The sequence below is a fragment of the Anaeromusa acidaminophila DSM 3853 genome (assembly GCF_000374545.1).
GTDB classification, from domain to species: domain Bacteria; phylum Bacillota; class Negativicutes; order Anaeromusales; family Anaeromusaceae; genus Anaeromusa; species Anaeromusa acidaminophila.
On sequence record NZ_KB894590.1, the window covers coordinates 50,692 to 73,758 of the forward strand.

Consider the following 23,067-nt stretch of genomic DNA (forward strand, 5'->3'; position numbering starts at 1 on the left):
ACTTTGCACGGCTTCTTTTATTTGAAAAGCTGCAGTCCTTTTCCTAAAGGAAGAAGAGGACGATTAAAGAATTTGTTGAGGAACGTAGCGCCGCTGCCATAGAAGGAGAGCAAAGCAATGGCAAATTCCGACCAGGCTGCCAACGTATGGGGAAAATGACCGCCTACGCCCCAGGCGTCGAGAGAAAGGCAAAGAAGCAGCACGTCGATCAGGATCATGATGGTTAACAGCACTTTGTGAGCTGCTGTGGCGGCTATTGTTGCGAAAATCGAGAAAATAAAATAACCGAAGTAAGCAAAGCCTAATTGTTGGATATCAACGGAAGCGGCTAATTGCGGTCCGAAAGCCCCGAGCTTAATAAGTAGGCAAGAAGCGACCCCAATCCAGAAAAGGCCGTAAGCTCCGAATACAGTAGCGCCAAAAATATTATTATGTTTGAAATCGTAAACACAGGCCATGAGCTGCGCGGCAGAGCCGAGAAAAACGGCCCAGGGAATGATGAAGGAAACGCCGGTTGTCCAAGCCAGCTTCTGTGAAGCGGCGACAAAGGTGACAATGGCTAAGCCAAATAGGCCTAGGGCGGTAGGATCGGCGACGACGATTTGTACATGCTGTTTTTGTTCCATAAATGCCTCCTGATTAAAAAAATAAAATAAATCCGACGAACAATAAAATAGCATGCCGCAAATTGTGCTGTCAATCTATTTTTACTCTTTTTCCCTGATTTATCGTTATTTTAGGCAAAAGAAGAGCAATTTATCCAAATTACGTTAGATAACTGCTGTTAAGAGGCTTATGTTGTGTTATAAAGTAATAGTATCAAAAAATATAAAAACGTGTTTCGCATATGCGGAACACGTTTTTTGCAATGGTTATAAAGATTACAATTACAAGTTAGTGCGAAGATAAACGTTTTTGTAAAACTGTAGTCAACGGCGTGCGGTACAGCACGTACGCAATCAGACTGCCGCCGGTAGTACTGATAAGAAAGGGGATAATGAAGAAAAATGCGCCGACTTGAGAACCGAGAAACCACGAGGCGACTGGATAGGCCAGCAAGCCGCCTAGGAAACCTGTACCTATGATTTCACCGGCTACGGCGCCGGCAATGTGACCAGTACGACGGAAGAGCCAGCCTGCCAGGAAAGCGCCGCAGAGACTGCCTGGAAAGGCCAAAATCGATCCGGTTCCAAGAAGATTGCGCAGCAGGGAAATCGTGAAAGCGCCGCTGACGGCGTAACGCGTGCCTAAGAGGGAGGCTAAAAGGACATTAATGGCGTGCTGCATAGGAAAGCATTTGGCAACGCCGATGGGGATGTAGACTAAGTGGCCTAAAAGCACGCCTAAGGCTACAAATAGAGCGGTAAAAGCAAGCGGACGAATTGGCATTAGGCACCTCCTGATAGGGATGATAGTTGCAGGCGCAGATGCTGGCGCAGCGCAGCGCCGGTCAAAGTGGAGACGGCGTCAAATAAGCCGGTGCGGAAGCTGCCAGTTCCTTGCGAAGGAGTTAAGCTGGCAGCAGCCAGCTCGCCGGCAATGCCCATACAAGCAAGGCCGGTTATGGCTGCTTCCCAGGGAGAAGAAACGGCTGCAGCGCAGCCGATAAGGGAGCTGCTCATACAGCCTGTGCCTGTTACTAAACGCAATAAAGGCACTCCGTTATGCAAGCTGGCTGCTTGGTGCTGAGGAGAGGCAATCCAATCGGTTTCTCCGGAAACCGCGACGATGCAGCGCAGCTTTTTGGCTAGAGAGTAAGCGGTTTCAGCAGCTTGAGCCGTCTCGGCTAAAGCATCAACACCGGGACTGGTGATTGTCTGTCCTGCCAGGGCGGCGATTTCCGCCAGGTTGCCTCGGATAATATCAGGAGGACATTCTGTGAGCAGTTGTGCGGCCGTTTGCTGCCGCAGGCGAGTCGCTCCTACGCCCACAGGGTCCAGCACGACGGGCACGCCGTGAGCTTTGGCGACTTTTCCTGCCAAGAGCATGGCTTCAGCGCTGCGGGGTTGCAAAGTTCCCAGATTTAGCACCAGCGCCTTGGCATGAACCGTGATTTCAGCGGCTTCTTCCGGCGCATTAGCCATGACTGGGGAAGCGCCGATGGCCAAGGTGATGTTGGCGCAATCTTGCATGGTCACTTGATTGGTAATTTGATGTACCAAGGGGCGTTGCTTTTGAATTAAGCGGATGTTTTCAGCGAGTCTTTCTGCAAGCTCCATTTGGCTGCAAACCTCCCTACGAGGATATACGTAACCGCAGTGGCGAACATGACCGGAATGGTCGCGCCGATAACTAAATCAAGCTTGAGCAGCTGGTAGTAAAGCGCAACACCCAAAGCCCAAATGACCAGCGCCAGCCAATTAACCATGAGGCCGGGGCGCAGTTGGCGGTTTCCTAAGAGAAAATAGTCGCTGAGCAAGATGGCGAAGAGCGGCGCGAAGACCGAACCAATTAAGAGCAGGAAATCTTCGTATTGTTCCATGTCGACGCCGAGAGCCAGCAAGGTACCGGCGACGGTTACCGCTAAAGCCGCGTGCTTTTCATTGAAGCCCGGGAGCAGCGTATGTACGCTGACACCGGCGGAGTAGGCATCCATAAAAGTGGTGGTAATGGTGGCTAATAGAACAATGGCTAAAACCGAGAGGCCCAGATTGGCAGCCAGCAGCATACCGGCGGGATCGGCCTGGCCAGCGACAAGAGCCACGCTAAGGCCGATAATGTACATCCAGCAGCTGCCGAGAAAATAGCCTAAGCCGCTGCCCCAGGCGGCTCCCTGGCCGGAACGGGCGAAGCGGGTGTAGTCGGCGATAAGCGGCAGCCAGGAAAGGGGCATGACCACGCTGAGTTCAAAGCCAGCCCCAAAAGGCATGCCTCCTTCGGCGGGCTTGCTTAAAACCGTAGTGTCAGAGAAGACGACGCTGCTCATGACGAGGGTCAAGGCGAATAAAAGCAAAGCGGCGGCCATATTGGCTTTTTTCCAGCCGGCTTCGCGGTCTAGGACGATCCAGAAAAGTACCAAAGCGCCGACAATAAGGCACCAAAGGCCATACTGATCTATTTGCCAAAGTTGGCGGCTGGTTTCATTCAGTGAGCGGGCGGCCGCCAGGATCATAATCGAAGTCCAGCCAACCAACTGCAAAATATTGAAGACAGAAAAGAGCTTGGCGCCGTAGACGCCAAAGGAGATGCGTGTAGATTCAATAGCGGAAAGGCCTTCGCGAAAGCCGATGAGACCGCAGAGAACCAATAGAACCGTTCCCAGTGCATGACCGCCTAAAATAGCCAGCAAGCCGTCTTGAAATCCTAATGGAGCTAAGAGACCTCCGGCTAATATTTCCGCCATGGAAACGGCGGCGCCGAACCAGAGAAAGAAAAAATGAGGAAAGCGAATGGTTTTTAAGGTTTGTTGCATGAAGATACCTTCTTTCTTTTGAAAAAGCAAGCAAATGAACAAGGTGAGGGAAAAACAAAAGCGCATTCCGCAGGGAATGCGCTTGCATGGCATGCATGGGAGCTTTTCCTACGCTGGTATAATCCAGATCAGGTCAAAGGGTCACGAAATGAGGATTCGTATCTCAGCCAGCCGCTTCTGGCCCCCCTAGCTTGCTATTTGATTCTGAATTTCATCATAGCACGATGCCTGCTGACTGGCAAGAGATCGAGCGGGGAAAAGCACTTTTCCTTTGACAGCCAGGGCTTTGACACGTTAAAATATAAGCTATCTGTGAGTGAATGAGTATGAAGTTTCGAGGAGAAAAACATGAGTGTATTGACCGTTGAAAACGTGTCCCAAGGCTTTGGGGCTCGCCAGATTTTGCAGGAAGTGTCGTTTCGTTTGCTTAAGGGAGAGCATGTAGGCTTGGTCGGCGCCAATGGCGAAGGGAAGTCTACCTTTTTAAATATTATTACGGGGCAACTGACGCCGGATGAGGGGAAAGTAGCCTGGTCCAGCCGGGTAACGGTGGGCTATTTGGATCAGCATACGGTTCTTAGCCGGGGCAAAAGCATTCGGGAAGTGCTGCGGGAAGCCTTTCAAGCCATGTTCGATATGGAAGCGGAAATGTTGTCTTTATACGAGAAAATGGGCGAGGCGTCTCCGGAAGAAATGGATGAAATGATGGCTACTGTGGGAGAGATTCAGGACTCCTTGGAACATAGCGGCTTTTATATTTTGGATGCTAAAATCGAGGAAGTGGCGAATGGCCTGGGTTTAGGTGAAATCGGCCTGGATCGCGATGTGGCGGATCTGAGCGGCGGTCAGCGGACCAAGGTGCTTTTGACCAAGCTGCTGCTGCAAAACCCCACGATATTGATTCTCGATGAGCCTACCAACTATCTGGATTTTGAACATATTGAATGGCTCAAGGGCTACTTGAAGTCCTACGAAAATAGCTTCATTCTTGTTTCTCATGATATTCCTTTCTTGAATGAAGTGGTCAATGTCATTTATCATGTGGAAAATACCGTGTTGACCCGCTACAGCGGCAACTATGATCAATTCCAGGCGGCCTATGAGGTGCGCAAGAACCAGGAGATACGGGCGTATGAACGGCAGCAGCAGGAAGTGGAGCGTATGGAGGATTTCATTGCCCGCAACAAAGCGCGCGTAGCTACGCGCGGCATGGCCAACAGCCGCAAGAAGCGCCTGGATAAGATGGAAATTTTAGAAAAACCCCGGGAAAAGACGACTGCATCGTTTTCTTTCCGCGAAGCCCGTACGCCAAGCCGAACCATTGTCGAGGCGAAAGGTCTGGTGCTGGGTTATGATGAGGCGCTGACCCGCCCAGTAGACATCTTGCTGGAACGAGGCCAGAAGGTAGCCATTCGCGGGGTTAACGGTTTGGGTAAATCTACGCTCCTTAAGACCCTGTTGGGAGAAATCAAGCCGTTTGCCGGCGAAGTCATCCAAGGAGAGTATTTATTTACCGGTTATTTTGAGCAGGAATCCACTCGCCATAATACCAACACGGCCATTGAAGAAGTCTGGCAGGAATATCCCGGCATGACCAATTATGAAGTGCGGGCGGCCTTGGCGCGCTGCGGTTTGACCAATGAGCATATTACCAGTCAGATCATGGTGCTCAGCGGCGGGGAAAGCGCCAAAGTACGCCTATGCAAACTGATGCTCAAAGATATTAACTGGCTGGTGCTTGACGAGCCGACCAACCATTTGGACGTAGAAGCCAAAGCCGAGCTTAAGCGAGCGCTGCAGGAGTTTAAGGGAACCATTCTCCTTGTGTCGCATGAACCGGAGTTCTATGAAGACTGGGTAACTCACATTTGGAATGTGGAGGACTGGACTACTAAGATCGTTTAGTTTAAGGAAATCGCCGATTTGTTCACGTCTTACGTCAAAACGATTCTTTACATTAGCGAATTCCTAGTGATGATAAGAATTTAACGATAGGATTCTCATGAAAAAACCAGCGTTTTAGGAAACGCTGGTTTTTTCATGGCGCATATGTTTTTCGGCAAGTTTAGAAGTGTTTTCGATGCCGGAAACGACAACTTGCATGGAATTTTCCACTTTGGTGAGAATGTCGGTGATTTTCTTGGTGGCTTCAACGCTGTTGTCGGCCAGCTTGCGTACCTCGCTGGCTACGACGGCAAACCCTTTTCCTTGTTCACCGGCGCGAGCCGCTTCAATGGCGGCATTAAGGCCCAGAAGATTGGTTTGCTGGGAGACATTTTTAATGAAGTCGATTACGTCGTGGGTTTTGTGGATATGTTCCTTAGCTTCATCCGTAGACTGGCTTAGCGATTGCAGCTGTCCGCCCAATTCTTCATACATGAGGATTTGCGCTTTCAGCAGGTGATATAAGATAGATGTAATATAACCATCCACAATCTGTACTTTGTCTGGCTTATATTCTTCGATTTGTCGCTGCACTTCCGGATTACCGGTAATGTTTAAGACCACATCGACTGCTGGATTTTGCAAGGCTTCTTTTAAATTTTGATAGGTAGGGATTCTTAAGGACTTGGCCAATTGAATACCGGCAACGTCGGTTTTGACGTCGACAATGCCTGCGACCGATACTTCGGAAATGTTTTGAAATATTTTAAGCAATTCAGCGCCGCTGCGGCCGCCTCCAACCAGCAGTAATTGCATAAGAATCTCTCCTTCATTTTTGTGTTAATTGCATGATTGATTGTATAATTTCGCTGCAAACGAGAAAGAACCCTGCCTGAGGCGGGTTCTTTCTCGTTTTTTCTTTACCTTGTTTTATAAGCTGCGCAGTAAACGCTGTTGCTGTTGACGAGCCCAGTGCGACAGAGAGTAATTCAAAATAAAATAGGCGCAGGCAATCATGCCGAACATGCTAAAAACCTGGGCGGTGGAGCCGTATTTTCCCATGATGATCATGCCTTTGCCTGTCAAATCCTCAATGCCCACAGCCCAAACAAAGGAAGTATCCTTGATAACGGTGGTGCATTGGGAAACCAGAGGAGGAATCATGTTGCGGAAGGCTTGGGGTAAAATGATAAACCGCAGTGTTTGCCAATACCCAAAGCCTTGCGACGAGGCGGCCTCCCACTGGCCTTTGGAAATGGAATTCAGACCGCCGCGGACGATTTCAGCGATAATCGCACTGGTAAAGACGGTCATTGCGGTTACTCCAGCTTGGATGGGAGGCAAGGGAGTCATGAAACGGGCGGCTAAAATGAAAAGCAGCAGAGGCGTATTGCGAACCGCTTCAATATAGGTCGCTGCTAAGGGTGAAGCTAGGGCATGGCCGGAGTAACGAGCGACTCCTAGCAAGGTTCCAAAGAGAAGGCTGAGAATGATGGAGGCTACTGCGATATAGAGCGTTGTCAATAAGCCTTCCCCTAAAAAACGGAGAATATCGGGTTGTAATAACTCAGCCATTACAGTGACACCTCCAAGCGGCGTTCCATACGGCGCGCATAGGTAGCCAGCGGAAAGCAAAGGGCCAGATAGAGAAGACCGGTGATGACATAGGCCGGGCCGTAATATAGGTTGGCGCTGGCCCAGGAATCGGCTTGGTACATAAGATCGCCCCCGGCAACCATGGCCATGACAGAGGTATTTTTTATCAAACTGATCGCTTGATTTGTCAGTGGCGGATAGGCCATGCGTTTGGCCTGAGGGAGAATAATGTAACGCATGGCTTGCCAATACGAAAAGCCTTGGGAATAGGCTGCTTCATGCTGCCCTTTGGAAACCGCTAGGATACCGGCGCGGACAACCTCGGCGATATAAGCGCCGTGGTAAAAGCCGATCCCTAGAACGCCAACCGTAAAGACGGGCAGCATGATTCCCCAATGGGGCAGGGCATGATACAGAAAGAAAATCTGGATAACTAAGGGCGTGTTCTGAATGAATTCGACATAAACACGGTTCAACCAGCGGAGCGGCCGATACTGGGCCGTACCGAGAACGCCGAAAAAGATGCCCAAAGTCAGGGAGAGGATCAGCGCTAAAACAGATAATAGAATTGTCATAGCAAACCCCTCTAGGAAAACAGGCCATTCGGCAAAAAGCGCCTGCCATTTAAACCAGGCAAAGGGACCCATGATTATTTCAGCCCCCATTTTTGAATGAGCTTATCCAGTTCGCCGGACGCTTTCATTTCGTTTACCGTGTCATTTGCTAACTGGGCTAAAGCGGTATTGCTCTTTTTGGAAGCGATGCCGTACAACTGGGGACTGTAACGATCAGGCAGGATGGTCGTTGAGTCATCCAGATAGCCAAAGAGAATGGCTGCGTCTACGGAGAAGCAGTCAATACGGCCGGAGTCGAGAGCGGTTTTAATTTCCGGATATGTTCCGAACTCTAAATACTGGATGTTCAGGCCTTGCTTTTTACCCTCGTCAATTAGAGCTTTTTTGCTTGTTGCGCTTTGTGCTACGCCTACTTTTTTGCCGTTAAGATCTTTCAAGCTTTGAATGCCAGAGTTCTTTTTTACCATTAAGGCAACGCCATCGCTAAAGTAGGGGTCGGAAAAATTATAGCTTTGTTTGCGCTCGTCAGTGATCGTAAAGGTGGCAATAACGAAATCTACTTCGCCGTTGTCCAGAAGAGGCCCGCGGGTTTTGGCCGTTACCGCTTGCACATTAATTTTGTTTTCATCGCCAAGGATTTTCTTCGCCATCTTTTTGGCTAAATCGATTTCCATGCCGTCGATTTTCCCTGTTTGAGGATCTTTAAAACCAAATTTTGGGACATCGACCTTCACGCCGACATTAAGTACGCCGCGATCTTTAATGGCCTTGATGTCTGGCGCAGCCGCCGCATCGCCTGGTTTAGCCGAGGGAGAACTGCCGCAGCCGGTCAAAAGAACGGCCGACATAGCAAAGACAGCAAGAAGTCCTAACAATTTCTTTTTCATCACACATCGTCTCCTTTGTTTCTTTAAAATTTTTATGGTTACGCATGATTAATGCGGCTAAGAAATAACTGGGTACGCTCATTTTGAGGATTCGTAAAAAAACTTTCCGGATCATTTTCTTCCAGGATGCAGCCGTCATCCATAAAGATGACCCTGTCAGCCACTTTGCGGGCAAAACCCATTTCGTGGGTGACTACGATCATGGTAATGCCTTCATCTGCCAAGGAAGTCATAACATCCAACACTTCCTGGATCATTTCAGGGTCTAAAGCGGAAGTCGGCTCGTCAAAGAGCATAACCTGCGGATGCATATTCAGAGCCCTTGCAATAGCCACTCGCTGCTGTTGGCCGCCGGAAAGCTGCGCTGGATAGGCGTCCGCTTTTTCTTTGAGACCTACCCGGTCCAGATACGCAAGGCCTGACTTTTTGGCTTCCGCCAATGAAACGCCTTGCAAGCGGACTGGAGCTAGTGTGAGGTTTTCTAGCACAGTCATATGCGGGTAGAGATTAAACTGTTGGAAAACCATGCCCATAGACTGACGAATTTTGGCGATATCCGCATTGGGCGCTGTTAAATCCTCGCCGGAAACGACTACAGAACCTTCAGTGGGACGCTCTAAGAGATTGATACAGCGGATCAGCGTGCTTTTTCCAGAGCCGCTGGGGCCGATGATGACAATTTTTTCTCCGGCGGCAACGGCAAGATCCACGCCTTTGAGTACATGCAGGCTGCCAAAATATTTGTGGATTTGGGATAACTGAATCATATGCGATCACCTGTCCTTTCAGAGATAATAAAAAGCCCCAGTGAATGTTTTTGTTAACAATTCACCGGGGCTTCATCGCCGATTAATTTTTTAATTGTCACATATTGGACGCTTTTTTTATATCATACACTGAAAAAGTTCACTTTGTCTACTAGAAAAACCTGTCGAATTATAAACAATCCATGTCTTACAAAAATTGTAAAACATAGGAGGGATTTAGAATTTTGTTTAGAAATAATAGAGGAAACAAATAATGAATGGCGGGTGAAGTTTGTGAAGAAAAAAGAGACAGTATTAAATGTGCCGCCGTGGGAACAGCTTGACTTGCAAAATGGAAATACAGAATATGAAGTTACTTTGGAAAAAGTCGAAATCGGCAGAAACAGCGAAGCCCCTTTTTGGGACGAATTACGATTGGATTATGATCCTACGGATGCCTCTTTTGGCGAACTCTGTGATTTGTCGGCGCGTTTGTACCAAGAGGGCGTACTATCGAGGTATGAACATGCCATGCTGACTTTTGATTCACAGCGCGTGGCGCCAGGAATGACTGTACGAAGGCCTGCTTTGGGCGAACGGCGGGATTGGCTGCAAGAGCTGTCAGACCGGGCGCGGCATAACCGCTATATGGGGAATATGCAAGGATTTTTGTGTGATATGCGTCTGGTAGAGGTGCTTCGTAAGTTAACGTAAAAATTATATACTATAATGAAAAATGTGCGATCAGAATAAACAAAATCGCAAGATGCTTGCAGTTGTGGCGTGTTTGGAAGTATAAAAGCAAATGAATGTTTTGCAATGCCATACAAAAAAAGCTATACTGATTACAAATAGAAGTGAATGTTGCAAAGGGGGATCTTATGTTTGCTCTTAACTTTCAATCGCCGCATCATGAAAAACTGCTTATTGCTCGGACTAAAAATTGTACGGTGCGCTTAGGGGATGTACGCAATATATATCCGGAAAACTCAGTAGTCTGGATTACCGTGGGGAAGCGTATGGGACCTAAACGTAAGCTGTACGCAGCTAGCGTGGATCGGACGAAAACCAAACGCTTTTCTCAGTTGACCATGGAAGATTTGCAGCATCAGAATCCAGATATTGACTCAGTAGAAGCGTTGCTGCGTTTTTTTGAGAGCATTTACAACAAAGCCTTAACGATGGAAGATCTGGTAACGGTTATTTATTTTTCCGAGATTACGGAAGCCTAAATAGTGCTTTAGAAGACCGTCTTAAAGCAAAATCCCTGGGGTTGCCGTTTTGCGGCAGCCTCAGGGATTTTTAGCTTACTTTTTTGTAATATGCAGCATGGCGTCAAGAATTTCCTGCGAATGCTTTTGTACATGAGCCGAAAGAACGGCATCTTTACAAATGCTAGTGAAGAATGTTTCCAAACTTTGCAATGACTCCATGGCGGTAGATCCATTTTTCACACTAAACGCTCCTTTGTCGACTGGCAACTTTTGAGCGCGGAGAAGCAAACCAAAGACTAAATACTATCTTTTGGCAGCCTGGCGGTCATGGGAGAACCTCCTGTAGACCCATGGCTTTGCGTCCTCCGCTTTCGCGAAGTTTGCCTTGGCAAAAATTAATATCTATAAAAACAGTATATAGATTGCAGAGTCTATTGTCAATGGATACTGAGGCAATAGGCCTAGGACTTATGTGGAAGAACTATGTTGCTGTGCATGCACAGTAAGCTTGAAAATAATGACATTGCCCTTTGCGGACAGATAGGCTAGACTAAAATATACAATAAAAAGCAGTCCCTAAGGGCTGTCGAAGGCTGTGTAGGGGGTGCAAAACTATGCATTGGCAGCGAACTGTTTGGCTGCTAGCTATGGCGTGCATGTTTTCTGGGGCAAGCTATACGATGTTAACGCCATTTTTACCGCTGTATTTGTTGGAAATAGGGGTTACGGCGGAAGGGGTCCATTGGTGGACCGGATTTATTTTTTCGGTTACTTTTTTTGTCGCCGCTGTTATGGCTCCTTATTGGGGGCGGCGGGCGGATCACAGCGGTAAGCGCCGGATGGTGCTACGGGCTGGTTTTAGCCTAGCGGCCGTTTATTTTTTGGGAGCTTTCGTACGGAATCCCTGGGAACTGCTTGTAGTGAGATTGCTACAAGGATTTGCCAATGGTTTCGTACCGGCGTCGTTGGCGATTGTAGCTTCCACTTCCCCGCCGGAACGTTTAGGTTCTAATTTAGGATTTATGCAAACGGCATTGCTTTTAGGCGGCATTGCCGGTCCCTTGGCAGGCGGAGCGCTGTCGCATGTGTTCGGTATGCGGATGTCCTTCGTGGTGGCGGCAGCTGTGATTTTTATCGGAACATTGGCTGTGGCGGCTTGGGTTAAAGAACCGCCTCAGACTTCGACGTCCCGGCAGGGAAGTGTCCTTGATGATTTCCGGGAAGCCTGGAACAATAAAACATTGATGCGCATGCTGTTTTTGATGTTCGGAGTACAACTGGTTACATTGGTGTTGCAGCCTCTATTAGCCTTGTTTGTTGCAGAACTTCAGGGAGATCTGGAAGGGGTGGCCTTGACCGCCGGGATTGTTTGCAGTGTCGCTGGTATTGCCGGTGCTGTGGCGGCGCCTTTGTGGGGACGTTTGGGACAGAAAAAAGGCTTTGCTCTTATTTTGCAAATCGCATTTTTAGGAGCCGGGGTTTGGAACGCATTGCAGTATTTTGCGTCAGATATTGTGCAATTCAGTGTGCTGCAAGCGTTATTTGGATTTTTTGTGGTTGGCGTGTTTCCGGCGATTAACACGATTGCCGTCCAATCGTCGAATGAAAATTTTCGTGGCAGATTGTTCGGATTGACCACGACAGCCAATCAATTGGGCTGTATGACGGGGCCTTTAATAGGTGGATTTATCAGCGCCAGTTGGGGGATAAGGCCTGTATTTCTTTTGACTGCGGGCTTGTTACTTTTTTTGGCTGTGCTGAGCCGAAACGGAAAAATGCATAGACAACAATGATTTTTTTCATAGATCGGATGTTGTAAAAAAGGTGTTTTTCAGCCTAAGGCGAATCCAGTTAGTAAGACTGTTTTGCGCTATAGCGTCGCAAGCGGTTTCGCGGGAACGGAAACAACCGAACCTGCTAATAAGCGTAAGGAGGAAAAGAAATGGCTGTGAAAAATGATATGACCTTGGAGTTTTTGCGTTCCGCCTATGGCGGCGAGAGCATGGCTCACATGCGCTATCTCTGGTGGGGCGATGTCGCCCGCAAAGAAGGTTTTCCTAAGATTGCTAATCTTTTCAAGGCTGTGGCTTATGCAGAGCAAGTTCATGCAACCAATCATTTTAGGGAAATGGGAGCGGTTGTCAAAGATTCCGCGGTATTTGCGGGAGCTGTTTTTGGTACAGCGAAAACGGTTGAAAATTTGCAAGGCGCTCTTGACGGAGAATTACATGAGATTCATCAAATGTATCCTGTGTATTTGAATGCAGCGCAGTTCCAAGGGGAAAAAGGAGCGGAGCGCAGCTGCCATTTTGCGCTGGAAGCGGAAAAAACTCATGCAACGCTGTTTAAAGGGGCTCAAGATGCAGCGAAAGAAGGCAAAGACGTAGGGTATAGCGAGGTGTATGTCTGTGAAATTTGCGGACATACAGTGACTGATAAGACGGAAGATTTTTGTCCAATCTGCGGAGCAAAAAAAGAGAAATATCATAAATTCTCTTGAGTAACGTTGTAAAAAAGTTGGTCGAGTGAGCTTGTTTTAAAGAAAAATGAGAATGGAAAAGCTTGACCGCTGCAATTGTGGTACAAGCTTTTCTTTTTTCTCTGCTAAAGTAGGGTTATCGAATAAGGGAGGTCTTATATGACAAGAAAAATAACGGTTGCGCAGCGAGTGAAAAACATAGTGCTTATGGGAATTGGTTCGGTGATTGCCGCCGCAGGGCTGGAAGTATTTCTGGTGCCCAATAATATTATTGACGGAGGTATTGTCGGTATTTCCATTATGGCCAGCTATTTGACCGGGTGGTCGCTGAGCGTATTTTTGGTGCTCTTGAACTTACCATTTTTGTACTTGGGATATACGCAAATTGGTAAAACTTTTGCTTTTTCCACCTTGTTTTCTATTATTTCCTTGGCTTTCTGGGTAGGGGTATTTACGCCCATCCCGGAGGTGACGAACGATTTGTTTTTGGCGGCTGTCTTCGGCGGCATTACCATTGGCGTCGGTATCGGCATTATTATCCGGCATGGAGGCTGTACCGACGGTACGGAGATGATTGCCATCCTGATGGATAAACGCACTAGCTTTTCTATTGGAGAAATTATCATGTTCTTCAATTTGTTTATTTTGACAGCGGCTGGTTTTGTTTTTTCATGGGATAAGGCCATGTATTCTCTTGTGACCTATTTTATAGCCTTTAAAGTTATCGATATTACTTTGCGCGGCTTGGATGAATCAAAAGCAGTTTATATTATTTCCGACCAAATGGAAGACATCCGCGATGCCTTGATGGCGCGCCTTGGCAGAGGGGTTACGATTCTGCATGCTACAGGCGGCTATAGCAAAGAAGAGAAGCCTGTGCTGTACTGCGTGGTGACACGCTTAGAGGTGGCGAAACTCAAGTCGATTGTCAGCGAGTGGGATGAAACGGCTTTTGTAACCATTTCGGATGTCCATGAGGTTATGGGCGGGCGTTTTAAGAAAAAAGCAATCCATTAATTTTGTAAGCGACAGCGGGTTTGCTAAGAGAGATCATCCTCCTTGGCAGCCTGCTTTTTGTTTTCGCCTGCTCTTTCGGAAAGCGGCGTCAGCGTGGAATAAGTCGATGGTTCCTTGCCAAAACGGCAGGGAAGGACGTTGTATTTAGCGAATAGGCATAATAGCAAAATAAGGCGGGGGATACAGAACGAATGACGCAAAGAATCTTAGAAGTTCAGAATTTGAATATTTCCTTTGGTGAAGGGGACCAGTCTGTTGCTGCGGTGGCGGAATTGTCCTTTGATCTGCGGGCAGGGGAAGTTGTGGGCTTAGTGGGTGAGTCCGGCTGCGGCAAATCGGTGACGGCGCTGGCTATCATGCGCCTCTTAGAGGAACGGGCGCATGTATCTGGGAAGGTGCTAGTAGACGGAACGGATGTGTTGACTCTGTCGGAAACAAGGATGTGTTCTTTGCGGGGCGATGCGTTCTCCATGGTATTTCAGGAGCCGATGACGTCGCTTAATCCAGTGCAGACGATTGGTCAGCAGTTGGATGAGGTGTCATTGCTGCATCGCCAAGTATCGCGACAGGAGGCGCGGGCTTTGTCCGTGGAAATGCTGACCAAAGTAGGCATTCCCCGGCCGCAGGCGATTTGCGCGGAATATCCGCACCAATTGTCCGGCGGCATGCGGCAAAGAGTGATGATTGCTATGGCGCTGGCTTGTCGGCCGCGTCTTTTAATTGCCGATGAACCTACAACCGCGCTGGATGTAACCATTCAGGCGCAAATTTTGGAACTGTTGCGTACCCTGCGAGACGAGACGGATGTAGGAATTTTACTCATTACGCACGATTTGGGCGTGGTGGCGGAATTATGCGACCGGGTTATCGTTATGTATGCGGGCCAGGTGGTGGAAGAAGCAGGTGCGGAGGCTTTATTTGACGCGCCTCAACATCCGTACACTTGCGGGCTGTTGCAGTCCATACCTTGGCATGACCGTAAGGAAGAGAAGCTGCAGCCCATTCCTGGGCAGGTGCCGTCGCTGCATTGCATGCCGACAGGTTGCCGCTTTGAACCACGCTGCCCTCACGCAGAGGCACGCTGTCGAGAATATCCTCCCTTGCTAGAACGGATGAAGGATGGTCGCTATTGCCGTTGCTGGCTGTATGGAGAAAAGGGGGGAGCGCAGCGTTGAAAACGCCGATTTTAGAAGTGAAGGGCCTAAAGAAATATTTTGATGTGCGCGGTGGTCTTAACGGCAAGGTAGTAGGACAAGTTAAAGCCGTAGATGATCTTTCCTTTTCTTTGTTCGCCGGAGAAACATTCGGCCTGGTGGGTGAGTCTGGTTGTGGCAAATCAACCGCAGGACGCACGATTCTGCGGTTGATGGAGCCTACGGCAGGGAAGATTTTTTTTGAAGGCGAAGATTTGGCGGAGCTGGGAAGCACGGCTTTGCGTCGTAAACGACGGGATTTTCAGATGATTTTTCAGGATCCCTACGCTTCGCTAAATCCCCGTATGTGTGTATTTGATATTGTCGGCGAGGCCTTAGCGGCTCACGGCTTGAAGGATGCCGCTGCGTTACGGCGGCAAGTGGAGGAAACTCTCGAATTATGCGGATTGCCGATCGAATACGGCAATCGTTATCCGCACGAGTTTTCGGGCGGTCAGCGACAGCGAATCGGTATTGCCCGAGCTTTGGCGCTGCGCCCTAAATTAATTATTGCCGATGAGCCGGTTTCCGCGTTGGATGTTTCCATTCAAGCGCAGATTCTCAATTTATTGCAAGAGCTTCAGCAACAATTAGGGCTGACGTATTTATTCATTTCGCATGACTTGTCGGTAGTGCGTCATATTAGTGATCGCGTAGGGGTGATGTATCTGGGACGTCTATTGGAGTGCGCTCCGGCGGAAGAGCTGTACAGTCGGCCATTGCATCCGTATACGCAGGCCTTGCTTTCGGCGATTCCCGCGGCGAATCCCAAACGTAAACGAGAGCGTATTGTCTTGCAGGGAGATGTGCCGTCTCCTGCCAATCCGCCTCCAGGGTGCGCATTTGCGCCTCGCTGTCCTAAAGTTATGGAACGATGCCGCCTTGAGCGGCCTAGGTTACAGGCGGTGGAGTCGGAACGGCATCTGGCGGCTTGTTTTTTATGGGAGTAATACCCGTCCCTTAAGATATTGCGGAAAACAGGAGGAACGATCATGGCGGAAGAACGTATCGTAAAGTTGGCTGGGAATCTCATTAATTACTCGGTGGAACTGCAGCCGGGCGAAAAGATTTTAATCGAAGTGTTTGACGGCGGCGAAGATCTGGCGCAGGAGCTGGTAGCGGCAGCGTACAAGGCCGGCGGCGTTCCCTTTGTCAGCGTGAAAAACATGGTGCTCCAGCGGGAACTGCTGCGGCAGTGCTCTTCTGAACAGGTAGAACGTATTGCTGCTTGGGAAAAAGCGCGGATGGAGGAAATGGACGCATACATAGGCCTGCGAGCGTACTATAACCAGAGCGAGATGGCGGACTTGCCGCAAGAGCAGTCACAGCTTTATCAACGTTTGTGGTGGCATCCGGTACATTCGGAAGTCCGGGTCAATCGCACAAAATGGTGCGTGCTGCGTTATCCCAATGCGGCGATGGCGCAGATGTCCGGTATGAGTACGGCGGCTTTTCGGGATTTTTATTTTCAAGTTACGAACTTGGATTACTCCCGCCTTGCGGAGGCGGAAGAACCGCTGCGTACACTTATGGAAAAAACGAAAGAAGTGCGCATCCTGGGGCAAGGAACCGATCTTGCTTTTTCTCTTGAAGGCGTTGCGGTGAGCAAATCTTGCGGCTTGCGTAATATTCCCGATGGCGAAGTGTTTACAGCGCCAGTGAAGCAGTCGGTAAATGGAGTCATTTCCTACAACTGTCCTAGCGTGTATCAAGGGGTTACGTTTGCAGATGTGCGCCTGGAATTTTCCCAGGGGCGGATTGTGAAGGCTACCGCCAATCATACGGAGCAATTGAACCAGATCTTGGATACCGATGAAGGAGCGCGCTATATTGGTGAGTTTGCGTTAGGCGTAAATCCTCACATTGTCAAGCCGATGGGCGATATCTTATTTGATGAAAAAATTTCCGGCAGCTTCCATTTCACGCCGGGGAATGCTTATGAAAACACAGACAACGGCAATCGCTCCGCCATTCACTGGGATTTGGTATGCATGCAGACGCCGGCGTACGGCGGCGGGGAGATTTGGTTTGACGGCCGCTTAGTGCGCAAAGACGGACTGTTTGTTATAGAAGAACTGCAAGGACTGAATCCACAGGCATGGCGCTGAAATCATTTTGAGAACAAAAGAAAATTGAAACTGTAACAAATCTGTCACGAACATTTGATACAATAACAGCAATTGAAACTTAAAGAGCAAGAAACGGCTTTTGGAGTCTGGATTTAGGAGGTACCTATGAAAAAAATTCTTGTCGGAGGCGTGTCCGCTCTGCTTTGCATCAGTTTGTTGGGAACGGTGCATGCGGCAGCGGCGCCGATGCAATTGTCATTGGAAGAAAGCATTCAGATGGCGCTGGCCAAGCATTATGATTTATCCTACGCAAAAGCAGCCCGGGAAAAAAGCTATTGGAGTTTGAAAGAGGCAAAAAATAACAAAGGACTTTCCGCTTCTTTTACTCATACCGATACAGTGGCGCAAAGCGTAAATAGCTTTCAAAATAAAGTGGCGCTGACGCTGCCGGTATATAGCGGCGGTAGCTTGGAAGGGAAAATTAAACAAGCCGAAGAATCCTTGCGTGTTGCGGATTTGGATGTAAATGCGGCGCAGCAGCAAGTTAAATTGAATGTGGTAAGCAACTATTTGTCTGTTCTGGAGTATCATAAAATTTGGCAAGTAAGCCAAGATACAACCAAAAATTATGAAGATCATTTAAAGTTGGTGGAAAACAAATATGCCGCAGGTATGGTGGCTAAACTCGATGTGCTGACCAGTCAGGTAGACTTGGCGAAAGCGCAAGACAGCCAGGTGCAGGCGGAAAACAACTACCGCAATGCCGTGGCGGCTCTGAACAATGAATTGCAGCTGCCCCATGGTACGGAGTTGGACCTGAAGGATGCCTTTAATGCGGACGTCTATCCGTTGTCGCTGGAAGAGTGCTTGGCTTATGCCAAAGAGCATCGGCCTGAGATTGCCCAGTATAAGGCCAAAGTGAGCAGTGCGAAGACGGGGATTGACGTAGCGCGAAGCGGCTATCGCCCTACTGTTGCGCTGTCTGCATCTCAAGGCTGGAATGATGATCAATTTCCAGGCTCCAAAAACAGTAATTGGTCGGTTTCTTTGACTACTTCATTAAACTTGTTTGACTCTGGTGTAACCGGGGCGCAGGTAGAACAGGCTAAATACAACTTGAATATGGTTAATGAGCAAAAAGGCAAGGAAGAAGACGCGGTCTTGCTGGAAGTGCGCCAATATTATTTGAGCATGCAGGAAGCGGCCAAGCGAATCGAAACGAATAAAGTGGCGATTCAGCAGGCGGAAGAAAGCCTAAGCATTCAAAAAATGCGTTATGAAGTAGGCGTGGGCACGAACCTCGACTTGCGGGACTCGGTATTATCTTTAGATCAAGCTAAACGAGACAGCCTTCAAGCGCTGTATGACTACAATATCAATAAGGCGAAACTGGAGCATTCCATGGGGCGTCCGGTGGAATAAGAGGTAAAGACTGGAAAAGCTATGCTTGCGGGGCATAGCTTTTCTTTTTTGCTTGACCTGGCGGGGGCATAAAACTGTAACCAAACTGTCACATAATATTGGTACAATAGAACAGCAAAAGCGAAAAAAAGGGGTTGCGTGCGTCATGCAAAGAAACATGTCAAAAAAACATTATGTAATTATCGGTGTGGTGCTGCTATGCCTGGGCTTAGTTGGTTACAAGGCAGGCTGGCTGGGCGGAGGCTCTAAAACGCAGGCGGCTCCGGCTATTGCGGTTAAAGCGGTGCAGGTGCAGCAGCAGGATGCACAGATCGCGTATGAATTTGTCGGGCAGGTTAAAGCCAAGGAAGAAGTTAAAATTATTTCGAAAGTGAGCGGCGTTGTGGTTGCCAAAATGGTACAGGGAGGCGCTGCTGTTACCAAAGGGCAGCCGTTGTTCCGAATCGACGACAAACAGTACCAGTCGGCTATTCGGGCGGCTCAAGCATCATTAAACAAGTCGCGAGCGACTTTGATTAATTCACAGCGCGATCTGGCGCGTTACGAAAGTCTGGCTGCGGTACAGGGCGTTTCGCAGCAAACTGTGGATTCCTACCGCTCCCAAGTGGATCAGAATGAAGCCGATGTGGCGATGAACGAGGCTAATTTGCAAGAAGCAATGGAAAATCGAGCAGATACGCTGATTGTATCTCCTGTTGACGGCCGCATTGACGTGAATGATGTCAGTGCCGGCCAGTTTGCAGTGGCCGGTTCTACTGTTCTGGGCTCGGTTTCTTCTTTGGATCCGGTATGGGTGCAGTTTAGTATGAGCGAAAACGAGTACTTAAAATTAGTGCGCCAGGGGAATGGACTCTTGCCGGATTCCTTTCGCAGTCAGCTGCAGTTGGTTCTTAGCGATGGTTCAGTATATCCTGAACTTGGGCAGTTGGAGCAGGTGGATAAGGGGATCAACGACACTACAGGTACGATTACCTTGAAAGCGGTGTTTAATAATGCGCAACATATGCTGTTGCCTGGGCTTTTTGCCAAGGTGGTGGCACCGGGTGAACTGCGTCAAAAGGCGATTTTGGTTCCTCAGCGTGCGGTGAAAGAGATGCTGGACAATACCTTCGTTACCGTGGTTACCACTGCTGATACGGCCGAAAGCCGTCCTGTTAAGGTCGGAGAAAAGGTTGGGAATTGGTATATTGTCGAATCCGGTCTGGCTGCAGGGGACAGGGTCGTTGTGGAAGGCGTCGACAAAGTGAAGCAGGGAGCTCAGTTATCGGTTGCGCTGCTTTCTCCAGAATCCATTTGAGAAATAATCTGAGGAGGAATCAGCATGGCTAAGTTTTTTATCGAACGGCCGATTTTTGCTATCGTGCTGTCGTTACTCATTACGATTGCAGGTCTGCTGGCGGCAGCGCAGCTGCCTGTGGCGCAATACCCCAATATTTCGCCGCCAATTGTATCGGTGAGTGCAACGTATCAAGGGGCCAATGCGGACGTTGTTAACCAGTCTGTAGCTCAGATTGTGGAAGACAAAATAAATGGCGCTGAAGGCATGGTTTATATGTCTTCTACAAGTTCTGACGCCGGTTCCTATTCGCTGAGTGTACAATTTGAATCAGGAAAAAACTCAGATATGGCATCGGTACAGACCCAAAGTCGTGTCTCGGAGGCAACGCCTGGGCTGCCTGCAAGCGTTCAGGACATAGGGGTGAGTACCCGTAAGGCTTCGCAGGACACGGCGATGGTGTTTACCCTGTGGTCAGAGGAAAATCTATATGATCGTAATTTTCTCAAAAACTACGGGAGTATTTTTATTATCGATGAACTGAAACGAATTTCCGGCGTAGGCGATATTATGGCTTTTGGCGCGGATTACAGCATGCGCATCTGGCTGCAGCCGGAAAAAATGGCGCGCCTTGGAATTTCTACATCGGAAGTAAAAACCGCCGTGGAAAATCAAAACAAACAGGCCGCATCCGGCAGCCTGGGGCAAATGCCCATGGCCGGAAAGCAGGAGCATCAGTATTCCACAAGAGTAAAAGGCCGTTTGGACGACCCCAAAGAATTTGAAAATATCATTGTTCGGGCCCAAGGGGATGGTTCTTTTGTGCGGCTGAAGGATATTGCCCGGGTCGAGCTGGGCAGTAAAGAATATACTTTTTCCAGCGAATTGAACGGCCATCCGGCTGCCGGGTTTGCCATCAAACTGACCAGTGATGCTAATGCGTTGCAAACGGTGGGCGAAGTTAAAGCAACCCTGGATCGTTTGGCACAAGACTTTCCCGCAGGGATGAAGTATACGACCGTTGTGGACAATACGCGCTTTGTGGATGAGTCCATTGCGGAAGTGGCCAAAAGCTTTGCCGAAGCCATGTTCCTGGTAGTATTGGTAGTGTTCCTCTTTTTGCAGAGCTGGCGAGCGACTTTGATTCCCATGCTGGCTATCCCAGTATCGCTAATTGGTACTTTTGGCGCTTTTGTGCTGCTTGGGTTTACGATTAATACGCTTACTTTGTTTGCAATGGTGCTGGCCATTGGCCTAGTAGTTGACGATGCCATTGTTGTTATTGAAGCAGTAGAACATCATATGCGCTATAAAGGACTTTCACCTGTCGAGGCTACAAAAATGGCCATGTCCGAAGTATCTGGGCCGGTAGTAGCCATTGCCTTCGTGCTGGCGTCGGTATTTATTCCGGTGGCTTTTTTCGGCGGCATGATGGGTATTTTGTATAGGCAGTTTGCCTTGACCATTGCCGTATCCATGGCTTTGTCGGCGATTGTCGCCCTCTCGCTGACGCCGGCCTTATGTACGTTGCTTTTAAAACCCCATGATCCCCAGGCGCATCAAGGAAGACTGGGCCGGTTTTTTGAAGCTTTTAATGAATGGTTTGAACGCAAGACAGAAGGCTATGGACGGCGGCTGGGCGGGATTATTCCGCGGGCGCGCTTGTGCATTATGCTGCTGGCGGGGCTGATCGGCATGCTGGGGGTATTGTTTTCCTTTGTTCCCAGTTCCTTTGTTCCAGATGAAGATCAGGGACGCTATATGGTTTCGGTATCATTGCCGGAGTCGACTTCCTTGAATCGAACAGCCGAGTTCATGTCAGAGGTGGTATCGGTCATTCGCAAACAGAATGGTGTGGACAATGTTATGGCAGTTTCCGGTTTTGATTTGATGGGAGGCACTGCCAAAGCCAATGGCGGTACTATTTTCGTTTCTTTGACACCTTGGTCGGAGCGAACCAGCGAACAAACTCAGGTGAAAAATCTGGTCAAGCAAACCTTTGCCAGTGGCGCGCAATTAGCAGGGGGGAATGTACTTCCCTTCGCGCCGCCCGCCTTGCCAGGCTTAGGCAGCGTAGGGGGTTATACCTTTATGCTGGAAGACCGCAGCGGGGGTACTCTGGAAAATCTGGATGCAGTTACAAAGCGTTTTATTGCCGCTGTAAAGGAGCGTCCGGAAATTGCCTCGGCTACGACTACTTTTACCACCGATACGCCTGGGTATGAATTTGAGGTGGACCGCGCCAAGGCGGAAAAAATGGGCGTTGATGTAAATGATGTTTTCTCGACAATGCAGGTGTTCCTGGGGGGGCTGCAGATTAACGATTTCAACAAATACGGACGCAGTTATAAGGTTATTGCTCAGGCGGAGGCCCCTTTTCGCGGCGATGTGGACGCTTTGCGTTATCTCTTTGTAAAAAGCTCCAACAATACGATGGTGCCTCTGAATACGCTGGTGACGCCGCGCAAAACCAAATCGGCAGCCAATATTACTCGTTATAATGGCTACAAGGCCGTAAAAATCAACGGTACCCAGGCCGTTGGCTACAGCTCCGGACAGGCCATGACTGCTTTAGACGAAGTAGCCAAGGAAGTGCTGCCAAGCGGCTACACCTATGAATGGTCGGGCCAAAGTCGCGAGGAGAAGGTTTCCGGAGGCAGAGCTCCGGTTGTGTTTGGTCTGGCTCTTGTTTTCGTCTTCTTGTGTCTGGCGGCGCTTTATGAAAGCTGGAGTGTTCCTTTTGCGGTGCTGCTTTCGGTGCCCACGGGTATTTTTGGAGCCTTCTTGTTCCAATATCTCTTCAACCAGGAAAACAATATTTATATGCAGATTGGCTTAGTTATGCTGATAGGTTTGGCCGCTAAAAATGCTATTCTAATTGTCGAGTTTGCCAAGGTACGCTTTGATAAAGGCATGCCGCTTATTGAAGCGGCTATTGAGGCGGCCAAGCTGCGCTTGCGTCCTATTTTGATGACTTCTTTCGCCTTTATTATCGGCTGCTTGCCCTTGATGATTGCCACAGGCGCAGGCGCTGGTGCGAGAAATTCCATGGGGACGGCTGTTGTGGGCGGTATGCTTATGGCTACGGCGTTGGGGATTTTTATCATTCCCGTATTGTTCGTAGTGGTGGAGAAACTCACGGCGCGCTTTGAAGCTTGGCGCAGTCACTTTCTGAAACGGTAATTTTATAACGAAGCGGTGTTTGCATCCTTGTTTTCAAAGACGCAGACTCCGCTTCGTTCAGCTTTCACTACTGTTCGTTTTTTTGCTGTCCTCAAGGCCTATGGTATAATAGAA

At 48.9% G+C, this 23,067-nt stretch carries 22 protein-coding genes and 2 riboswitches; of the genes, 12 read left to right on the forward strand and 10 right to left on the reverse strand.

The genetic code is table 11. The annotated features are described in order from the left end of the window. Positions 1-17 precede the first annotated feature (17 nt). From C508_RS0108020 to cytX, 4 genes are all read right to left on the reverse strand, one after another. The gene (locus C508_RS0108020) at positions 18-626 is read right to left on the reverse strand and encodes an acetate uptake transporter (protein ID WP_018703035.1); all 609 of its coding nucleotides are present in this window, start codon (positions 624-626) and stop codon (positions 18-20) included. 268 nt (positions 627-894) lie between these two features. Continuing rightward, positions 895-1,389 carry an energy coupling factor transporter S component ThiW gene (gene thiW, locus C508_RS0108025; RefSeq protein ID WP_018703036.1) on the reverse strand — a complete coding sequence of 165 codons (495 nt, stop codon included), beginning with the start codon at positions 1,387-1,389 and terminating at the stop codon, positions 895-897. Further along, positions 1,389-2,219 carry a hydroxyethylthiazole kinase gene (thiM, locus tag C508_RS0108030; RefSeq protein ID WP_018703037.1) on the reverse strand — a complete coding sequence of 277 codons (831 nt, stop codon included), beginning with the start codon at positions 2,217-2,219 and terminating at the stop codon, positions 1,389-1,391. Before thiM ends, thiW begins: the two co-directional genes overlap by 1 nt. Next, a complete protein-coding gene (cytX, locus tag C508_RS0108035) occupies positions 2,180-3,412 on the reverse strand; it encodes a putative hydroxymethylpyrimidine transporter CytX (protein ID WP_018703038.1) in 1,233 nt (410 codons plus the stop codon). The genes thiM and cytX overlap by 40 nt, the downstream gene beginning before the upstream one ends. Before the next feature lie 87 nt (positions 3,413-3,499). Beyond that, positions 3,500-3,610, reverse strand: a riboswitch (TPP riboswitch). Between the two features lie 150 nt (positions 3,611-3,760). Between cytX and C508_RS0108045 the strand changes: the two genes are divergently transcribed. After that, a complete protein-coding gene (locus tag C508_RS0108045; RefSeq protein WP_018703040.1) occupies positions 3,761-5,317 on the forward strand; it encodes an ABC-F family ATP-binding cassette domain-containing protein in 1,557 nt (518 codons plus the stop codon). 114 nt (positions 5,318-5,431) lie between these two features. Here C508_RS0108045 and C508_RS20830 read toward each other — a convergent pair whose 3' ends face one another. The 5 genes from C508_RS20830 to C508_RS0108070 all read right to left on the reverse strand — a co-directional run bounded on the left by C508_RS20830 (position 5,432) and on the right by C508_RS0108070 (position 9,121). Beyond that, on the reverse strand, positions 5,432-6,112 hold the full coding sequence (locus C508_RS20830) for a methyl-accepting chemotaxis protein (protein WP_018703041.1): 681 nt from the start codon (positions 6,110-6,112) through the stop codon (positions 5,432-5,434). 114 nt (positions 6,113-6,226) lie between these two features. Continuing rightward, on the reverse strand, positions 6,227-6,871 hold the full coding sequence (locus tag C508_RS0108055) for an amino acid ABC transporter permease (protein WP_018703042.1): 645 nt from the start codon (positions 6,869-6,871) through the stop codon (positions 6,227-6,229). Then, the gene (locus tag C508_RS0108060) at positions 6,871-7,557 is read right to left on the reverse strand and encodes an amino acid ABC transporter permease (RefSeq protein WP_281167284.1); all 687 of its coding nucleotides are present in this window, start codon (positions 7,555-7,557) and stop codon (positions 6,871-6,873) included. The genes C508_RS0108055 and C508_RS0108060 overlap by 1 nt, the downstream gene beginning before the upstream one ends. Then, the gene (locus C508_RS0108065) at positions 7,542-8,354 is read right to left on the reverse strand and encodes a transporter substrate-binding domain-containing protein (protein ID WP_018703044.1); all 813 of its coding nucleotides are present in this window, start codon (positions 8,352-8,354) and stop codon (positions 7,542-7,544) included. Before C508_RS0108065 ends, C508_RS0108060 begins: the two co-directional genes overlap by 16 nt. A 38-nt stretch (positions 8,355-8,392) precedes the next feature. Beyond that, a complete protein-coding gene (locus tag C508_RS0108070) occupies positions 8,393-9,121 on the reverse strand; it encodes an amino acid ABC transporter ATP-binding protein (protein ID WP_018703045.1) in 729 nt (242 codons plus the stop codon). A gap of 273 nt (positions 9,122-9,394) precedes the next feature. Here C508_RS0108070 and C508_RS0108075 point away from each other — a divergent pair, with 273 nt between their 5' ends. Continuing rightward, positions 9,395-9,814, forward strand: coding sequence for a hypothetical protein (locus tag C508_RS0108075; protein ID WP_018703046.1), 420 nt, complete (start codon positions 9,395-9,397; stop codon positions 9,812-9,814). A gap of 167 nt (positions 9,815-9,981) precedes the next feature. Beyond that, positions 9,982-10,332 carry an ASCH domain-containing protein gene (locus tag C508_RS0108080; protein WP_018703047.1) on the forward strand — a complete coding sequence of 117 codons (351 nt, stop codon included), beginning with the start codon at positions 9,982-9,984 and terminating at the stop codon, positions 10,330-10,332. A gap of 75 nt (positions 10,333-10,407) precedes the next feature. Here C508_RS0108080 and C508_RS20310 read toward each other — a convergent pair whose 3' ends face one another. After that, entirely contained in the window at positions 10,408-10,554 is a 147-nt protein-coding gene (locus C508_RS20310) for a hypothetical protein (protein ID WP_018703048.1), read from the reverse strand. A 69-nt stretch (positions 10,555-10,623) separates the two neighbouring features. Next, positions 10,624-10,709, reverse strand: a riboswitch (cyclic di-GMP riboswitch). Positions 10,710-10,928: 219 nt separating this feature from the next. Here C508_RS20310 and C508_RS0108090 point away from each other — a divergent pair. From C508_RS0108090 to C508_RS0108130, 9 genes are all read left to right on the forward strand, one after another. Beyond that, positions 10,929-12,107, forward strand: coding sequence for an MFS transporter (locus tag C508_RS0108090; protein ID WP_018703049.1), 1,179 nt, complete (start codon positions 10,929-10,931; stop codon positions 12,105-12,107). A 149-nt stretch (positions 12,108-12,256) separates the two neighbouring features. Next, positions 12,257-12,814, forward strand: a complete 558-nt coding sequence (locus C508_RS0108095; RefSeq protein WP_018703050.1) for a rubrerythrin family protein — start codon at positions 12,257-12,259, stop codon at positions 12,812-12,814. Positions 12,815-12,952: 138 nt separating this feature from the next. Next, positions 12,953-13,810 carry a YitT family protein gene (locus C508_RS0108100; RefSeq protein WP_018703051.1) on the forward strand — a complete coding sequence of 286 codons (858 nt, stop codon included), beginning with the start codon at positions 12,953-12,955 and terminating at the stop codon, positions 13,808-13,810. A 191-nt stretch (positions 13,811-14,001) separates the two neighbouring features. Continuing rightward, entirely contained in the window at positions 14,002-14,985 is a 984-nt protein-coding gene (locus tag C508_RS0108105; RefSeq protein WP_018703052.1) for an ABC transporter ATP-binding protein, read from the forward strand. Beyond that, positions 14,982-15,953, forward strand: a complete 972-nt coding sequence (locus C508_RS0108110) for an ABC transporter ATP-binding protein (RefSeq protein ID WP_018703053.1) — start codon at positions 14,982-14,984, stop codon at positions 15,951-15,953. Before C508_RS0108105 ends, C508_RS0108110 begins: the two co-directional genes overlap by 4 nt. Positions 15,954-15,995: 42 nt before the next feature. After that, on the forward strand, positions 15,996-17,111 hold the full coding sequence (locus C508_RS0108115; RefSeq protein WP_018703054.1) for an aminopeptidase: 1,116 nt from the start codon (positions 15,996-15,998) through the stop codon (positions 17,109-17,111). 126 nt (positions 17,112-17,237) lie between these two features. Continuing rightward, a complete protein-coding gene (locus C508_RS0108120; protein ID WP_018703055.1) occupies positions 17,238-18,494 on the forward strand; it encodes a TolC family protein in 1,257 nt (418 codons plus the stop codon). A 145-nt stretch (positions 18,495-18,639) separates the two neighbouring features. After that, positions 18,640-19,791, forward strand: a complete 1,152-nt coding sequence (locus tag C508_RS0108125; RefSeq protein WP_026319436.1) for an efflux RND transporter periplasmic adaptor subunit — start codon at positions 18,640-18,642, stop codon at positions 19,789-19,791. A 24-nt stretch (positions 19,792-19,815) separates the two neighbouring features. After that, a complete protein-coding gene (locus C508_RS0108130; protein WP_018703057.1) occupies positions 19,816-22,953 on the forward strand; it encodes an efflux RND transporter permease subunit in 3,138 nt (1,045 codons plus the stop codon). Positions 22,954-23,067 lie beyond the last annotated feature (114 nt).